At 65.6% G+C, this 15,009-nt stretch carries 13 protein-coding genes and 2 pseudogenes; 4 read left to right on the forward strand and 11 right to left on the reverse strand.

Annotation, left to right across the window (positions count from 1 at the left end):
* The first annotated feature begins 201 nt into the window (after window positions 1-201).
* Both gltB and G6N24_RS21470 read left to right on the forward strand, forming a co-directional pair.
* Window positions 202-4,806 (forward strand): glutamate synthase large subunit, encoded by a 4,605-nt coding sequence (gene gltB / locus G6N24_RS21465; RefSeq protein ID WP_085162684.1) that lies wholly within the window; start codon window positions 202-204, stop codon window positions 4,804-4,806.
* Entirely contained in the window at window positions 4,799-6,265 is a 1,467-nt protein-coding gene (locus G6N24_RS21470; RefSeq protein WP_085162685.1) for a glutamate synthase subunit beta, read from the forward strand. The genes gltB and G6N24_RS21470 overlap by 8 nt, the downstream gene beginning before the upstream one ends.
* A gap of 476 nt (window positions 6,266-6,741) precedes the next feature.
* Here G6N24_RS21470 and G6N24_RS21475 read toward each other — a convergent pair.
* Window positions 6,742-6,828: pseudogene (locus G6N24_RS21475) on the reverse strand (LLM class F420-dependent oxidoreductase); the annotation flags it as partial.
* A gap of 143 nt (window positions 6,829-6,971) precedes the next feature.
* Between G6N24_RS21475 and G6N24_RS21480 the strand changes: the two are divergent.
* The gene (locus tag G6N24_RS21480; RefSeq protein ID WP_085162736.1) at window positions 6,972-7,979 is read left to right on the forward strand and encodes a PHP domain-containing protein; all 1,008 of its coding nucleotides are present in this window, start codon (window positions 6,972-6,974) and stop codon (window positions 7,977-7,979) included.
* Between the two features lie 297 nt (window positions 7,980-8,276).
* On the opposite strand, the gene G6N24_RS25125 is transcribed toward G6N24_RS21480, so the two are convergent.
* The 5 genes and pseudogenes from G6N24_RS25125 to G6N24_RS21500 form a co-directional block, all read right to left on the reverse strand.
* Window positions 8,277-8,555: a DinB/UmuC family translesion DNA polymerase gene (locus G6N24_RS25125; protein WP_232070633.1), complete on the reverse strand. Its 279-nt coding sequence runs from the start codon at window positions 8,553-8,555 to the stop codon at window positions 8,277-8,279.
* Window positions 8,555-8,746, reverse strand: a pseudogene (locus tag G6N24_RS25130) (Y-family DNA polymerase); the annotation flags it as partial. The gene G6N24_RS25125 and the pseudogene G6N24_RS25130, both read right to left, overlap by 1 nt.
* A gap of 43 nt (window positions 8,747-8,789) precedes the next feature.
* Window positions 8,790-9,092 (reverse strand): toxin, encoded by a 303-nt coding sequence (locus G6N24_RS21490; protein WP_085162686.1) that lies wholly within the window; start codon window positions 9,090-9,092, stop codon window positions 8,790-8,792.
* Window positions 9,089-9,316 (reverse strand): ribbon-helix-helix protein, CopG family, encoded by a 228-nt coding sequence (locus G6N24_RS21495; protein ID WP_085162687.1) that lies wholly within the window; start codon window positions 9,314-9,316, stop codon window positions 9,089-9,091. The genes G6N24_RS21490 and G6N24_RS21495 overlap by 4 nt, the downstream gene beginning before the upstream one ends.
* A 66-nt stretch (window positions 9,317-9,382) precedes the next feature.
* Window positions 9,383-10,030, reverse strand: a complete 648-nt coding sequence (locus tag G6N24_RS21500; protein ID WP_085162737.1) for a TetR/AcrR family transcriptional regulator — start codon at window positions 10,028-10,030, stop codon at window positions 9,383-9,385.
* A 76-nt stretch (window positions 10,031-10,106) separates the two neighbouring features.
* On the opposite strand from G6N24_RS21500, the gene G6N24_RS21505 reads away from it, so the two are divergent.
* Window positions 10,107-11,576, forward strand: coding sequence for a flavin-containing monooxygenase (locus tag G6N24_RS21505; protein ID WP_085162688.1), 1,470 nt, complete (start codon window positions 10,107-10,109; stop codon window positions 11,574-11,576).
* Here the strand turns inward: G6N24_RS21505 and rraA are convergent.
* The 5 genes from rraA to G6N24_RS21530 form a co-directional block, all read right to left on the reverse strand.
* Window positions 11,573-12,061, reverse strand: coding sequence for a ribonuclease E activity regulator RraA (gene rraA / locus G6N24_RS21510; protein ID WP_085162689.1), 489 nt, complete (start codon window positions 12,059-12,061; stop codon window positions 11,573-11,575). The two genes, G6N24_RS21505 and rraA, sit on opposite strands and share 4 nt — an antisense overlap.
* A 16-nt stretch (window positions 12,062-12,077) precedes the next feature.
* Window positions 12,078-12,503, reverse strand: a complete 426-nt coding sequence (locus G6N24_RS25430; protein ID WP_085162690.1) for an Rv3852 family protein — start codon at window positions 12,501-12,503, stop codon at window positions 12,078-12,080.
* 141 nt (window positions 12,504-12,644) lie between these two features.
* Window positions 12,645-13,301 (reverse strand): DUF6474 family protein, encoded by a 657-nt coding sequence (locus tag G6N24_RS21520; RefSeq protein WP_085162691.1) that lies wholly within the window; start codon window positions 13,299-13,301, stop codon window positions 12,645-12,647.
* Window positions 13,302-13,431: 130 nt separating this feature from the next.
* Complete coding sequence (locus G6N24_RS21525; RefSeq protein ID WP_085162739.1) at window positions 13,432-13,830, reverse strand: helix-turn-helix transcriptional regulator; 399 nt, start codon at window positions 13,828-13,830, stop codon at window positions 13,432-13,434.
* A 463-nt stretch (window positions 13,831-14,293) separates the two neighbouring features.
* Window positions 14,294-15,004, reverse strand: coding sequence for a TMEM165/GDT1 family protein (locus G6N24_RS21530; protein ID WP_085162738.1), 711 nt, complete (start codon window positions 15,002-15,004; stop codon window positions 14,294-14,296).
* Window positions 15,005-15,009: the final 5 nt, after the last annotated feature.

Consider the following 15,009-nt stretch of genomic DNA (forward strand, 5'->3'; position numbering starts at 1 on the left):
CATATCGTTTTACGACTTGTCCCGACCGGTTGTGGGGCCACCGTTCAGCGTTGCACGGACGAATCATCAACCGGATCATCTCGGCCCGGCGGACAGCCTATCGACAAGACCGAAGGGGTCAAGCCCGCAACCTCCGGGGCGCGGCCTCGTCGGAGCCGCTGGTGGCGGCAGCGCAGACGTCTGGTGAAGGGTTAGGTGGGAATGACGCCCAAGCGCTCGGGCTCCCAAGGGCTGTATAACCCCGCGTTCGAGCATGACTCGTGTGGGGTCGCCATGGTCGTCGACATGCACGGCAGGCGTAGCCGCGACATTGTGGACAAAGCGATCACCGCGCTGCTCAACCTCGAACATCGTGGTGCCCAGGGAGCCGAGCCGCGCAGCGGTGACGGCGCGGGCATCCTGATTCAGGTCCCAGACGCGTTCCTGCGCGCGGTCGTGGAATTCGAGCTACCCCCCGCCGGCAGCTATGCCACCGGCATCGCGTTCTTGCCACAGTCGTCCAAAGACGCCGCGGCGGCCTGTGCGGCCGTGGAGAAGATCGCCGAGGCCGAGGGCCTGCAAGTGCTGGGCTGGCGAAGCGTGCCCACCGACGACTCGTCGCTGGGCGCGCTGTCACGTGACGCGATGCCGACCTTCCGGCAGGTGTTCATGGCGGGCGCGTCGGGCATGGCCCTGGAGCGTCGCGCCTACGTGGTCCGCAAGCGCGCGGAGCACGAACTCGGCACCAAGGGCCCTGGCCAGGATGGGCCGGGCCGCGAAACCGTGTACTTCCCCAGCCTTTCCGGCCAGACGCTCATCTACAAGGGCATGCTGACCACCCCGCAACTCAAGGCGTTCTACCTCGACCTGCAGGACGAGCGGCTCACCAGCGCGCTGGGCATCGTGCATTCCCGGTTCTCCACCAACACCTTCCCGTCCTGGCCGCTGGCGCATCCCTTCCGGCGCATCGCCCACAACGGGGAGATCAACACCGTCACCGGCAACGAGAACTGGATGCGGGCCCGTGAGGCGTTGATCAAGACCGACATCTTCGGGACGGAAGCTGACGTCGAAAAACTGTTCCCGATCTGCACACCGGGTGCCTCCGACACGGCGCGCTTCGACGAGGTGCTCGAACTGCTGCACCTGGGCGGACGCAGCCTGGCCCATGCGGTGCTGATGATGATCCCCGAGGCCTGGGAACGCCACGAGTCGATGGACCCCGCGCGCCGGGCGTTTTACCAGTACCACGCGTCGCTGATGGAGCCGTGGGATGGCCCGGCATCGATGACGTTCACCGACGGCACCGTCGTGGGCGCCGTGCTGGACCGCAATGGCCTGCGCCCGTCCCGGATTTGGGTTACCGACGACGGGCTGGTGGTCATGGCTTCGGAGGCCGGTGTGCTGGATCTGGATCCGTCGAAGGTGGTGCGGCGAATGCGGCTGCAGCCAGGCCGAATGTTCTTGGTGGATACCGCCCAGGGCCGCATCGTCTCGGACGAAGAGATCAAGGCTGAGCTGGCGGCCGAACACCCCTATCAAGAGTGGCTCGACAAGGGCCTCGTTCCGATCGAGAAGCTGCCGGCGGGCAAGTACGTGCGCATGCCCCACCGTCGACTCGTCATGCGGCAGTTGGCATTTGGGTACACTTACGAGGAACTCAACCTGCTGGTGGCGCCGATGGTCCGCAACGGCGCCGAGCCGATCGGATCGATGGGTACCGACACCCCCATCGCGGTGCTCTCGCAGCGCCCCCGCATGCTCTACGACTACTTCCACCAGCTCTTCGCGCAGGTGACCAACCCGCCACTGGACGCCATCCGCGAAGAGGTGGTAACCAGCTTGCAGGGCACCACCGGGGGAGAGCGTGACCTGCTCAACCCGGACGAGAACTCCTGCCACCAGATCGTGTTGCAACAGCCGATACTGCGTAACTACGAGCTGGCCAAGCTGGTCAACCTGGACCCCAACGACGAGGTCAACGGGCGCCCACACGGCATGCGATCCAAGGTGATTCGCTGCCTATATCCGGTCGCCGAGGGCGGCGCCGGGCTGGCCGCCGCATTGACCGAGGTACGCGCGCAGGCGTCGGCAGCGGTCGCCGACGGCGTGCGGATCATCATTTTGTCCGACCGCGAGTCCGACGAGCAGCTGGCTCCCATCCCGTCGCTGCTCGCCGTCGCGGCGGTGCACCACCACCTGGTTCGCGAACGCACTCGCACCCATGTGGGTCTGGTGGTCGAATCCGGTGATGCCCGCGAGGTGCACCACATGGCGATGTTGGTCGGTTGCGGGGCGGCTGCGATCAACCCCTACCTGGTGTTCGAGTCGATCGAGGACATGCTCGATCGGGGGGTGTTGGACGGCGCCGGGGACGGTATCGACCGCAAGACGGCGTTGAACAACTACATCAAGGCCGCCGGCAAAGGTGTGCTGAAAGTGATGTCCAAGATGGGCATTTCAACGCTGGCCTCCTACACCGGTGCGCAACTGTTCCAGGCGGTCGGCGTCTGTCAGGAGGTGCTCGACGAATACTTCACCGGGCTTACCTGTCCGACCGGTGGCATCACCCTGGACGACATCGCCGCCGATGTCGCCGCCCGCCACAGGCTGGCGTACCTGGACCGTCCGGACGAGCGCGCGCACCGCGAACTCGAGGTGGGTGGGGAATACCAGTGGCGCCGGGAGGGCGAGTATCACCTGTTCAACCCGGAGACCGTGTTCAAGCTGCAGCACGCCACGCGCACCGGGCAATACAAGATATTCAAGGAATACACCCGTCTGGTCGACGACCAGAGCGAGCGGACGGCATCCCTGCGTGGTCTGCTCAAGTTCCGTGCGGGCGTGCGCCCCCCGGTTCCGCTGGAGGAGGTCGAGCCCGCGAGCGAGATCGTCAAGCGGTTCTCGACGGGGGCGATGAGCTACGGCTCGATCTCCGCGGAGGCGCACGAGACGCTGGCCATTGCGATGAACCGCCTTGGTGGCCGGTCAAACTGCGGTGAGGGCGGCGAGGACGCCAAGCGATTCGAGCGCGATCCCAACGGGGATTGGCGACGCAGCGCGATCAAGCAGGTCGCGTCCGCCCGGTTCGGGGTCACCTCGCACTACCTGACCAACTGCACCGACATCCAGATCAAGATGGCCCAGGGCGCGAAACCCGGTGAGGGGGGCCAACTTCCGGGACACAAGGTGTACCCGTGGGTTGCCGAGGTCCGTCACTCCACACCCGGTGTCGGCCTGATCTCGCCGCCGCCGCACCACGACATCTACTCCATCGAGGACCTCGCGCAGCTGATCCATGACCTGAAGAATGCCAACCCATCCGCGCGGGTGCATGTCAAGCTGGTCTCCGAGAACGGGGTAGGGACGGTCGCGGCTGGAGTTTCCAAAGCGCACGCCGACGTGGTCCTGATCTCGGGACATGACGGCGGCACCGGCGCGACCCCGTTGACGTCGATGAAGCACGCTGGCGCCCCGTGGGAGTTGGGGCTCGCCGAAACGCAGCAGACGTTGCTGCTCAACGGGTTACGCGATCGGATCGTGGTTCAGGTGGACGGCCAGCTCAAGACGGGCCGCGACGTGATGATCGCCGCGCTGCTGGGCGCCGAGGAGTTCGGCTTCGCCACAGCACCGTTGGTGGTGGCCGGCTGCATCATGATGCGCGTCTGCCATCTTGACACCTGCCCGGTCGGCGTGGCGACGCAGAACCCAGTGCTGCGGGAGCGGTTCACCGGTAAGCCCGAATTCGTGGAGAACTTCTTCATGTTCATCGCCGAGGAAGTCCGGGAATACATGGCGCAGTTGGGCTTCCGGACCCTCAACGAGGCCGTCGGCCAGGCGGGAGCGCTGGACACCACGCTCGCACGGGCGCACTGGAAGGCGCACAAGCTGGACCTGACGCCGGTGCTACACGAGCCGGAGTCGGCGTTCATGAATCAGGACCTCTACTGTAGCTCCCGCCAGGATCACGGCCTGGACAAGGCGCTTGATCAGCAGCTGATCGTGATGAGCCGCGAGGCGCTGGATTCCGGTTCACCCGTCCGCTTTTCGACGACCATCAGCAATGTCAACCGCACCGTCGGCACCATGCTCGGCCACGAGGTAACGAAAGCCTATGGCGGCCAGGGTCTGCCCGACGGAACCATTGATATCACGTTCGAGGGATCGGCGGGTAACAGCTTCGGCGCCTTTGTGCCGCGGGGAATTACGCTGCGTGTCTATGGCGATGCCAACGACTACGTCGGCAAGGGCTTATCCGGCGGCCGGATTGTGGTGCGGCCATCAGACAACGCGCCGCAGGACTATGTTGCCGAGGAAAACATCATCGGCGGCAACGTGATCCTGTTCGGCGCCACCAGCGGGGAGGTTTACTTGCGCGGCGTGGTCGGTGAACGGTTCGCGGTCCGCAACTCCGGGGCCCACGCTGTGGTCGAGGGAGTGGGCGATCACGGCTGCGAGTACATGACCGGCGGGCGGGTTGTCATCCTGGGGCGGACCGGCCGTAACTTCGCCGCGGGCATGTCCGGCGGTGTGGCGTACGTGTATGACCCCAACGGCGAACTGCCGTCCAACCTCAACGCGGAGATGGTCGAACTCGAGACTCTCGACGACGATGACGCGGACTGGCTGCTCGGGACCATCCAGGCGCATGTCGATGCCACCGATTCAACTGTCGGCCAGCGCATTCTCGCTGACTGGCACGGACAGCAACGTCACTTCGTGAAGGTGATGCCGCGCGACTACAAGCGGGTGCTGCAAGCCATCGCCCTGGCCGAACGCGACGGTGCGGACGTCGACAAGGCAATCATGGCGGCGGCGCATGGCTGATCCCGCCGGCTTCCTCAAGTACACGCACCGGGTCTTGCCGAAGCGACGGCCCGTACCGCTGCGGCTGCGCGACTGGAATGAGGTCTACCAGGAATTCAACGACGAGACCGTGCGCCAGCAGGCGACCCGGTGTATGGACTGCGGCATTCCCTTCTGCCACAACGGATGTCCGCTGGGCAACTTGATCCCGGAATGGAACGACCTGGTGCGGCGGGGCCGTTGGCGCGACGCGATCGAACGGCTGCACGCCACCAACAACTTCCCCGACTTCACGGGGCGGCTCTGTCCCGCGCCGTGCGAGCCGGCGTGTGTGCTTGGAATCAACCAGGATCCGGTGACGATCAAGCAAATCGAACTGGAGATCATCGACAGGGCATTCGACGAGGGCTGGGTGCGGCCGCTGCCGCCGTCGAAGCTGACCGGGAAGACCGTGGCCGTGGTGGGTTCGGGACCGGCTGGCCTGGCGGCCGCCCAACAACTCACCCGCGCCGGTCATACCGTGACCGTGTTCGAGCGCGACGACCGCATCGGTGGGCTGCTGCGCTACGGCATCCCCGAATTCAAGATGGAAAAGCGCCACCTCGACCGGCGGCTCGACCAAATGCGGGCCGAGGGAACGCAATTCCGACCGGGCGTCAACGTCGGAGTTGACATCACCGCCGAACAGCTGCGTGCCGATTTCGATGGGGTCGTGCTGGCCGGGGGCGCAACCGCCTGGCGCGAGCTGCCCATTCCCGGTCGGGAGTTGGCAGGCATCCACCAGGCCATGGAGTTTTTGCCGTGGGCCAACCGGGTGCAGGAGGGAGACGACGTTCTGGGGCCCGACGGGCAGCCGCCGATTACCGCCAAGGGCAAGAAGGTCGTCATCATCGGCGGCGGGGACACCGGCGCCGACTGCCTGGGCACCGTGCACCGCCAAGGTGCGATCAGCGTGCACCAGTTCGAGATCATGCCGCGTCCGCCCGACGCCCGCGCCGAATCGACCCCGTGGCCGACCTATCCGCTGATGTATCGGGTGTCGGCGGCGCACGAGGAAGGCGGCGAGCGGGTATTCTCGGTCAACACCGAGGAGTTCATCGGCCAGGACGGGCACGTGCGAGGGCTCAAGGCGCACGAAGTGACCATGTGCGATGGCAAGTTCGTGAAGGTCGAGGGCTCCGATTTCGAGCTCGAGGCCGATCTGGTGTTGCTGGCAATGGGATTCGTCGGCCCGGAAAGGGCTGGCCTGCTGACCGACCTCGGGGTAAAGCTCACCGACCGCGGTAATGTCGCCAGGGGCGAGAACTTCGACACCTCGGTCCCGGGTGTGTTCGTTGCCGGCGACATGGGTCGTGGCCAGTCGTTGATCGTCTGGGCGATTGCCGAGGGCAGGGCCGCCGCCGCGGGTGTGGACCGCTATCTGATGGGTTCCAGTGCCCTGCCGGTGCCTGTCAAGCCGACGGCGGTACCCCTTCAATAACCACATCAGTCACATTAGAAACATTTGATAATTGCTCGGCGCGTCGCCTACCGTTTGCCAGATGGCGGGTGTCTAATGAGTCCTTGTGGGCTTCATCACATCGGGAGTCCCGATTGCGTTGACCGATCGCAGGAGTGATCACTGTGCATATGCACCCAGTACCCCGGTCACGGGTGGGGCGAATCGCCTGGTCATGGTTCCGGCACCCGGTGAAGAGTCGCGAATTTCCCGCCAAGCATGAGCGCCTGGTAACGGCCGAGGAGCTACTGCGCTTCGGCGTCTAGCCACCCTCGCCTGGCCAGTTACATATTTGCTCTGCTTAATCGAGTTGTTATCTAGATGTAGGACGGCGGTTTGCGTCGACTGTGAATCTGGCGACGCAACGTCGGCGAGTCGCGTCGCCAGATTCACAGTCGCGGCCGCATTCTCAGCGCGCGTATGCCGTAGAAGTGGTCGAAGGTCCACCCGGACCCCTAGACGTCGATGTCGTCGGCTGCCTGCCAGACGGCCAGCATCTGGGCCCAGGTGGTGTTTTGCGGTGAGGTTTTGAAGGCGAAGCGCATGCGCCCGACGGTAGTCCCGCTTGCTGACGCGCAATTAGACTCGATGCAACGATGAGCTACGACGCGACACCGAGGACCAATTCGAGCGTCCCGCACGGCAAATGGAGGCGGGGATGGCCTTGCCCATCCTCGAGCCACCGATAATGGATCCGGTGACCGCGCTGCGGCAGATCGCCTACTACAAGGACCGGAGCCGTCAAGACCCGCGGCGCGTCATGGCCTATCGCAACGCCGCCGACATCGTCGAGGGCCTCGATGAGACGGCGCGGGAGCGACACGGCCAGGCCAACAGCTGGCAGTCGCTGCCGGGCATCGGCCCCAAGACCGCGAAAGTCATCGCCCAGGCCTGGTCTGGACGCGAGCCCGACGTCCTGGTCGAATTGCGCGCTGCCGCAGAGGATCTCGGCGGGGGAGAGGTCCGTGCCGCGTTGCGCGGGGATCTGCACCTGCATTCGAACTGGTCGGACGGTTCGGCGCCGATCGAGGAGATGATGGGCACCGCCGCGGCGCTGGGCCATGAGTACTGCGCGCTGACCGACCACTCACCGCGGCTGACGATCGCCAACGGCCTGTCGCCGGACCGGTTGCGCAAGCAGCTCGACGTGATCGACGAGCTGCGCGAGCAGTTCGCGCCGCTGCGCATCCTTACCGGGATCGAGGTCGACATCCTCGAAGACGGCAGCCTGGACCAGGAACCCGAGCTGCTGGACCGCCTGGACATCGTGGTGGCCAGCGTGCACTCGAAGCTGTCGATGGATTCCGCCGCGATGACGCGACGGATGGTGCGCGCCGTTTCCGACCGCCACACCGATGTGCTGGGCCACTGCACGGGAAGGCTGGTCGCCGGCAACCGTGGCATCCGACCCGAATCGAAATTCGATGCCGAGGCTGTGTTCACCGCCTGTCGTGACCATGGCACCGCGGTGGAGATCAACTCCCGTCCCGAGCGCCGAGACCCGCCGACCCGCCTGCTCAACCTCGCGCGCGACATCGGCTGCGTGTTCAGCATCGACACCGACGCGCACGCGCCCGGCCAGTTGGACTTCCTCGGCTTCGGCGCCCAACGCGCGCAGGACGCGGGTGTTCCGGTTGACCGGATCGTCAACACCTGGCCGGCTGACAAGCTCCTGGCGTGGACCGGGTCGAATTAACCTCTTCTCGACGGGCTCGTCGGATGTGTTCGCCCAGCTCGGCGGTGTCGTACACCACCGACGCACGATGATCCATATACGGCCGCAGCGCGCAATGCGCGCGATATATCGATCATCAACTCCGGAATTGCAAATGCTCGAAATATCCATCATAGAGTTGGCCCGGGGCCTGGTCGCCGTGACGCCGTGGCTCCCGGAGTCAGTGGCCACTTGCGAGCGGCGTCAGTCCGGTAGGTGGGGCATCGCCAGGCCGGGGTCGCGCCCGAGCAACACGGCGCGGGTCAGCGCGGAGTTGCCCTAGCGACGCCGTATCCGGTCGACCGCCTCGTCCACCGCGGGCGGCTCGCCGTCAAACGGCAGCATCAGCTGCTGGGCACCGGCGCGGTCGATGCTGGACACCGCGAAGCCGACCAGCGTCTGCCCACGCTCGGCGATGGTGGGTCCAACCGAGGCGACCAGCTGCCGAGCGGCGGCCAGGATCGGCTGCGTCGACGCGGTGGCCCAGGGCAACGTTGGGCGTCGCTGGCGCGCGTATAGGCCGACATTCGCGGCGGCACCCACACGGCGTGTGGGCACAGGTGTCGTGCCTGCGCGCCGCCCATCGCGGTGCGCACGCCGCAGGCCTTGGCTTCATAACTGGCCGCCTGCACGACGCCGCCGACCATCATCGGGCGGCCTCGCAGCGTCGGGTCGTCACGTTGTTCGACGGACGCGTAGAACGAATCCAGGTCCGCGTGCAGGAGGGCGGCCGCACACCGCACGAACATATGCTCGCATTCCTGCCTGACAAACTGCGGTCGTCATGCATCGTCACGTGATGAGCGCAGTCACGATTGACGCGGTTTCACGCAGGGCGGTCTCTCCGATGGTGCCGATCGGCTCGTCGAGGGCGGAACGTGGCAGCCATTGCACCAGCTCGGGCAAGAGCGCGCCTGGGGGCTGATCGACGGTGACGACCATCGCCATGACCTCGTCTGGAATCTGGCCCGGAACGAACGGGCAGGTGATCAGCCGTCCAGTGTCGGCCGCGAGATGGATTGCGTTGGACAGCACCGCAACATACAGCTGACCGTCGGTGTCGCGGCGGGGTGCGATGGCGCCCGGAGCGATCACCAGCCACCAGCCCGATTTGCCTGGTAGACCTGGTCGGCGTAGGCATCGATCCGCAACGCCGGAATTGTTCGACTCTTGTAGTTGCGCAGCGCAACGCGTAGATGCTCGTTCCGGAGCGCCCGTTCGATCATCTCCGACCGATTCAGGCCCGCGGCCTGGGCATCCGCGTCGGCCGCCGCGAGCACGGCCGCGTCGACCGTCACCGAAATCTTCTCTTTCGCCACCCATCTATCGTACGAAGAATACGACTAATGCTCCTACCAAATGTGGTCCGGCCGGAAGTGGACCTCTTAGCGGGCCGCGCCGTAGATGCTGCTGACCCAGATGTGCACCAGGGTGTCGAGCACGTGAGATTCCGGGACCGACGGCTGTTCGGCGGCGAATGACGCGAACAACGTTCGCTCGTTCATCAGGTTGAGCGCGGTGGCCAGTTCCTGGGACGGCAGGGTGTGCGGCGCCGCACCGCGGTCGCGCTCGGCATCGATGACGGCGGCGGTGAAGCCGATCCACTTCTGCATGCAGGTCGACCACAGTTCACGCACTTCCGTGCTGGTGCCCCGGGCAGCCTGGGCCGCCCGGGTCACCGCCCTATGGGACCCGAACGTCTCGAAGAACACGTTGATCCCGGTGCGCCACATGTCCTCGCGGTCGGCTTCCAGGCCGTCGACGAGGGCTTGCAGGGCCGAGTCGGCCTCGCTGACCACGCGGTCCAGCAAGGTCAACAGGACGGCTTCCTTGGACGGGAAATAGAAGTAGAAGGTGGGCCGTGAGATGCCGGCGCCCTTGGCCAGATCGTCGACCGAGATGTCGGCGAGTGCGCGGTCCTCGAGAAGCTGCTCGGCGGTGGCGAGGATCGCCAGTTCGCGATCGTCTCCGGACGGGCGCGCGCTGCGCCGGCCCCGTTGCAGCGACGCCTGGCTGGCGGCGGTGGTGGTCACGTCGCGCACTTTACTCTATGTCGAGAGTTTCGACATCCCGTTGACGGCCTCGACACCGCGTTGATAGCGTGGGCCCATGACTGAGCACCTCGACGTGGTCATCGTGGGCGCCGGAATCTCCGGTGTGAGCGCGGCCTGGCATCTGCAGGACCGTTGCCCGACCAAGAGCTACGCCATCCTGGAGAAGCGAGCCGCCATGGGCGGCACCTGGGATCTGTTCCGCTACCCCGGCATTCGCTCCGACTCGGACATGTACACACTGGGCTTCCGCTTCCGTCCATGGACCGGGCGCCAAGCCATTGCCGATGGCAAGCCGATCCTTGAGTACGTCAAGGAGACGGCGTCCATGTACGGTATCGACCGGCACATCCGGTTCAACCAGCGGGTCGTCGGTGCCGACTGGTCGAACACGGAAAACCGCTGGACGGTTTACCTCGACTCCAACGGCACGCAGAGCACGCTGACCTGCTCATTCCTGTTTCTGTGCAGTGGCTACTACAACTACGAGCAGGGCTACGCGCCGACGTTCCGCGGCTCGGAGGATTTCACCGGACCGATCGTTCATCCCCAGCACTGGCCCGAGGACCTCGACTACGAAGGCAAGGACATCGTGGTGATCGGCAGTGGTGCAACGGCCGTCACTCTGGTTCCGGCGCTGGCGAATTCGGGCGCCCAGCACGTCACGATGCTGCAACGGTCGCCCACCTACATCGTCTCGCAGCCCGAACGCGACACCATCGCCGAAAGGCTCAACCGCTGGATGCCGGAGAACATGGCCTACACCGTTGTCCGGTGGAAGAACGTGCTGCGCCAGGCGGCCGTGTACGGGGCCTGCCAGAAGTGGCCGCGCCGCATGCGCAAAATGTTCATGGGCTTGGTCCAGCGCCAGCTACCCGAGGGCTACGACGTGCGCAAGCATTTCGGTCCGCACTACAACCCGTGGGAGCAGCGGCTGTGCCTGGTGCCCAACGGCGACCTGTTCCGTGCCATCCGCCACGGGCAGGTCGAAGTGGTCACCGACACCATCGACCGGTTTACCGCGACCGGGATTCGGCTCAACTCGGGTCGCGAATTGCCGGCCGACATCATCATCACCGCGACGGGATTGAACCTACAGCTCTTTGGCGGGGCCACGGCGACCATTGACGGCCAACCGGTGGATCTGACCAAGACGATGGCCTACAAGGGCATGATGCTTTCCGGCATCCCCAACATGGCTTACACGGTTGGATACACCAATGCGTCGTGGACATTGAAGGCCGACCTGGTGTCGGAGTTCGTCTGCCGGCTGCTGAACTACATGGACGACAAGGGTTTTGACACCGTGGTGGTAGAACGTCCGGGGGCAGATGTCGACGAGCGGCCATTCATGGAGTTCACCCCGGGCTACGTCCTACGCTCAATAGACGAGCTGCCCAAGCAGGGCTCGCGCACTCCGTGGCGACTGAACCAGAACTACCTGCGCGACATCCACCTCATCCGGCGTGGCAAGGTCGCCGACGAGGGCCTACGGTTCGCCAAAAACCCTGTGCCAGTGGCGGTTTAGTGCCCATCTACAGCGACGACGACGATGCCGTCGTCGTCGCTGTAGGCGATCTCGCCCGGCACGAACGTCACGCCACCCAAAGTGACCTCGACGTCGCGCTCCCCGGCGCCGGTCTTGGTGCTCTTGCGAGGGTTGGTGCCCAGCGCTTTGATCCCGACGTCGATGCCGCGGAGCGCGGCCGCGTCCCGCACCGCGCCGTTGACGACCAACCCGGCCCAACCGTTGGAGCGGGCCAATTCAGCGATGACGTCACCGACCAAGGCAGTGTGCAGCGAACCGGCGCCGTCGATCACCAGCACCCCGCCCGCACCCGGTTGCGAGAGCACCGATTTCAGCAACGCGTTGTCCTGGAAACACCGCACCGTGCTGATCGGTCCGGCGAACTGCGCACGTCCCCCGAACTGGCGGAACTGAAGGTCGCAGCTGCGCACGCCGGGACCGATGTCGTCGACCAGGTCGGCCGTTGGCCGAAAAGTCACAGTCACCGTCGTGTCCGCGCTCTCAGTGGCGTCGCAGCTGCCGGATCAGCAGCAGGGCCAACAGGCTGAGCGCGACTGCCACCAGCAGCGGCACTGGGAATTGGCCGGACTCGGGCAACGACGGTTCCCGGGGGATTGGGTCTTTGGCCCGGTCTACATTCGACTTCGCCTGTGCCGCTGTATCTTTAGCGGCGGCGGCAAGTTCGCCGTTGGGTTCGAGCCGCCGCTGCGGGCCAAGGGGCGCCTTCTTGGCGGCTGCCTTTTTGGCGGGTGCTTTCTTGGCGGGTGCCTTTTTGGCCGGCGCCTTTTTCACGGGCGCTTTCTTGGCGGGCGCTTTCGCGGCCTTCTTCGCGGCCGCCTTGGCGAGTTGGGCGGGTGGGCCCTCTTGGGGCGGCGATGTCGATGCCTCGTCGGGGTCGCTGTCGGGTCGATCCTGCGGGTCTGTCATGCGGCCGCTCCTTTGTAGCCTTCTCGCCGCTCACTAGGTCGCGAAACGGTCGGGTCCCATCATGCCAGGACACCCCGCGGCGTCGTCCTGGCAACCGGGCCGGGCGCTCCGCTAGGGCCTGCCCCGCACCGGCGGCGCTGGTCAGACCAGCCCGAGCCGGGCCATCAGGTCGGCCTCGACACCGTCGAGCTGCGACGAGATCGCGGCGTGGGCGGTCCGGCGTCGCGCGGCCGGCATATTCTCCGCAGCCGTAATGGCCGCCGACAGGTCGGTCAGCCGTTCGGTGACAGCCGACACGAACTGCTTGGTCTCGGCGTCTTTGGGCTTCTTTTCTTGGACCATTCGCAGCGATTGCTCCGACCCAGCAATCCGCGCGGACAGCGAGGCGCCGTGACCGGAGAACCGGCCGATCTGAGACAACGGAATCCCGAGTTGGTCGGCTCGGCGCTGGTCGATCAGCCCACGAGCGGCCATGGCTGCCCGGTAGATGACCGGTGTGAGTATTGGGGCGAGCAGCCGCGACACCGTCAGCGCCCGGCGAATCCGCGTCGGCGACAGCAACTTTCCTTCACGAGCCACCTTGAGCTCGGTCTCGGCGACCTTCAGCGCCGCCCGATCGCTGTCGCGCTGGGCTTTGAGCTGTGCCTTGAGGGCCTTCTCCTCGGACCGCTGGGCGGCTTTGATGCGGCGGGCCTCGTTCTTGGCGGACAGCCTGGCCTCTAGCTTGGCGCGCGCCTTGATCGCCCGTGCCTCCGCGCGACGTGTCGCGCGGCTCTTTCGTTTGCCGAACAGGCCCATTCCCGGCCGCCTCCTGAATATCTCGTCGACTATCGCTTTCGCGGGTGCGCGCGGTTGCTGGGCCAACCCTAATCGGAATGCGGGGTCGACCCCTCGTCAGGGCGGGGTGCGGCGGCTACCTGAAGCGGGCTCAAGCGTCCACGCGCTGGGCGCGGCGCAGCTCGTCGATCCGCTCCACGATCTCCTGCTGGGCTTGGGCTGACAGCCCGTACGCTCCCAGGGCGATGCGGCGCACGCCCTCATCGCGCATCGTGGCGAGCCACGACAACTCCTTCTCGAGCTTTTCGTAGTACTCGTCGTCGGTGAAGTACGCCGACTTGATACGGAAGAAGTTGGCAAGTGCGGCCATGGTCGCGGCCGACGGATTTGTGCGGTTGCCTGAACGTAGCTGCGACAGGTAGGGAGCCGACATCGTAATGCCCTCCGCCTTGAGCGCCGCGATCACCTCCGCGGAGGTGTGCGGCCCCCGTCCGGGCGGATACACCGTGTCAAACAGGCGGTTCAGGCGGGCAGCGAACGTCGTGCTCATCGATATGACCTCCACCGAGCTGTGAGAACTAACAGATATCTAAATGTATTTGCTGATCATGGTAGCGACAGTTGCCTCCACAACCAAGTGCAAACCCCAGTGGATTCGGTACGGGCGTGCAGAGCGATCGACAAATACCCCCCCGCCGAGCTTCCAACGTCTCCGGTGAGGTGTCCAGAAGATGCACGGATTTCACAGGCAATCGGCAGAATACGCGGTGAGGACGTGTGCGCCGCTCCGCAGTCCGTGCGGTTGGCGAAAGGATCTCGTGGACCGTGCCGGGCGAATGCATTCGGCGGCGGGCAACCAGCGGAAAACCAGGTTCCGCCGCGCGGCTCCTTTGCTGCTTAGTGTCGCGCAGTGCGCATGGAGTGACCCAGGGTACGCGGACGCTCCCCTCGAGACGGTCAGGGAGAGGCTGCCGATGTGTCGGAGGATTGGGCGGTTAGGCGTCGGGCATTGCTCAGCCCACGCGGGGTGACCTGCCGGCGGTCGCGGTCCCCTTTCGCCGTCGCCGAAGAGTTTGCGCCACCCGCACAGACGCGGCGCCGGCCAGCGCCAGCCCCGCGGTGACGCCGACGGCAACGGTCCGCCATCCGAGTGCGCCGTCGAAAAGCATCCAGAGTCCGAACAGCAGGAACAGTAGGCTGGCCAGGACGTGCAACAGCTGGTCCGGAAGCTGCTGATGCAGCAGGATCCCCGCGGCGATCGCCAGGCCGTCGGCCAAAACCATGCCCAGCGTCGTGCCGACCCACACGCCGACCCAGTTGTGATCGCTGGCCAACGCCACCGTAGCCAACGTCGTTTTGTCGCTCAGCTCGGCGAGCACGAACGACGACACCACAGTCAACAGCGCGAAACGGGGTTCCCGAACCATGGATGCGCCGTCGTCGGCGCTGGCTTCGTCTTTTAGGCCTTCCCGCCAGGCCCACACCGCGAAGGCGAGGAAAGCGAGCGCGGAGGCAAACGCCATCGGACGCGCGGGCAGGGTGGCGCCGAGGAAATGGCCGATCGCCACCGAGATCCCATGCACCGTGAACGCGGCGATCGCCACCCCGGTCAGCACTATCCACCATCGGTAGCGCAGCGCATAGGTCATCGTGATGAGCTGGGACCTATCGCCGAGTTCCGCGAGGAAGACCACTCCGAGACTCAGCAGTGTGGCGGTGAGCATGGCGG

This window comes from Mycobacterium lacus (assembly GCF_010731535.1).
GTDB classification, from domain to species: Bacteria; Actinomycetota; Actinomycetes; order Mycobacteriales; family Mycobacteriaceae; genus Mycobacterium; species Mycobacterium lacus.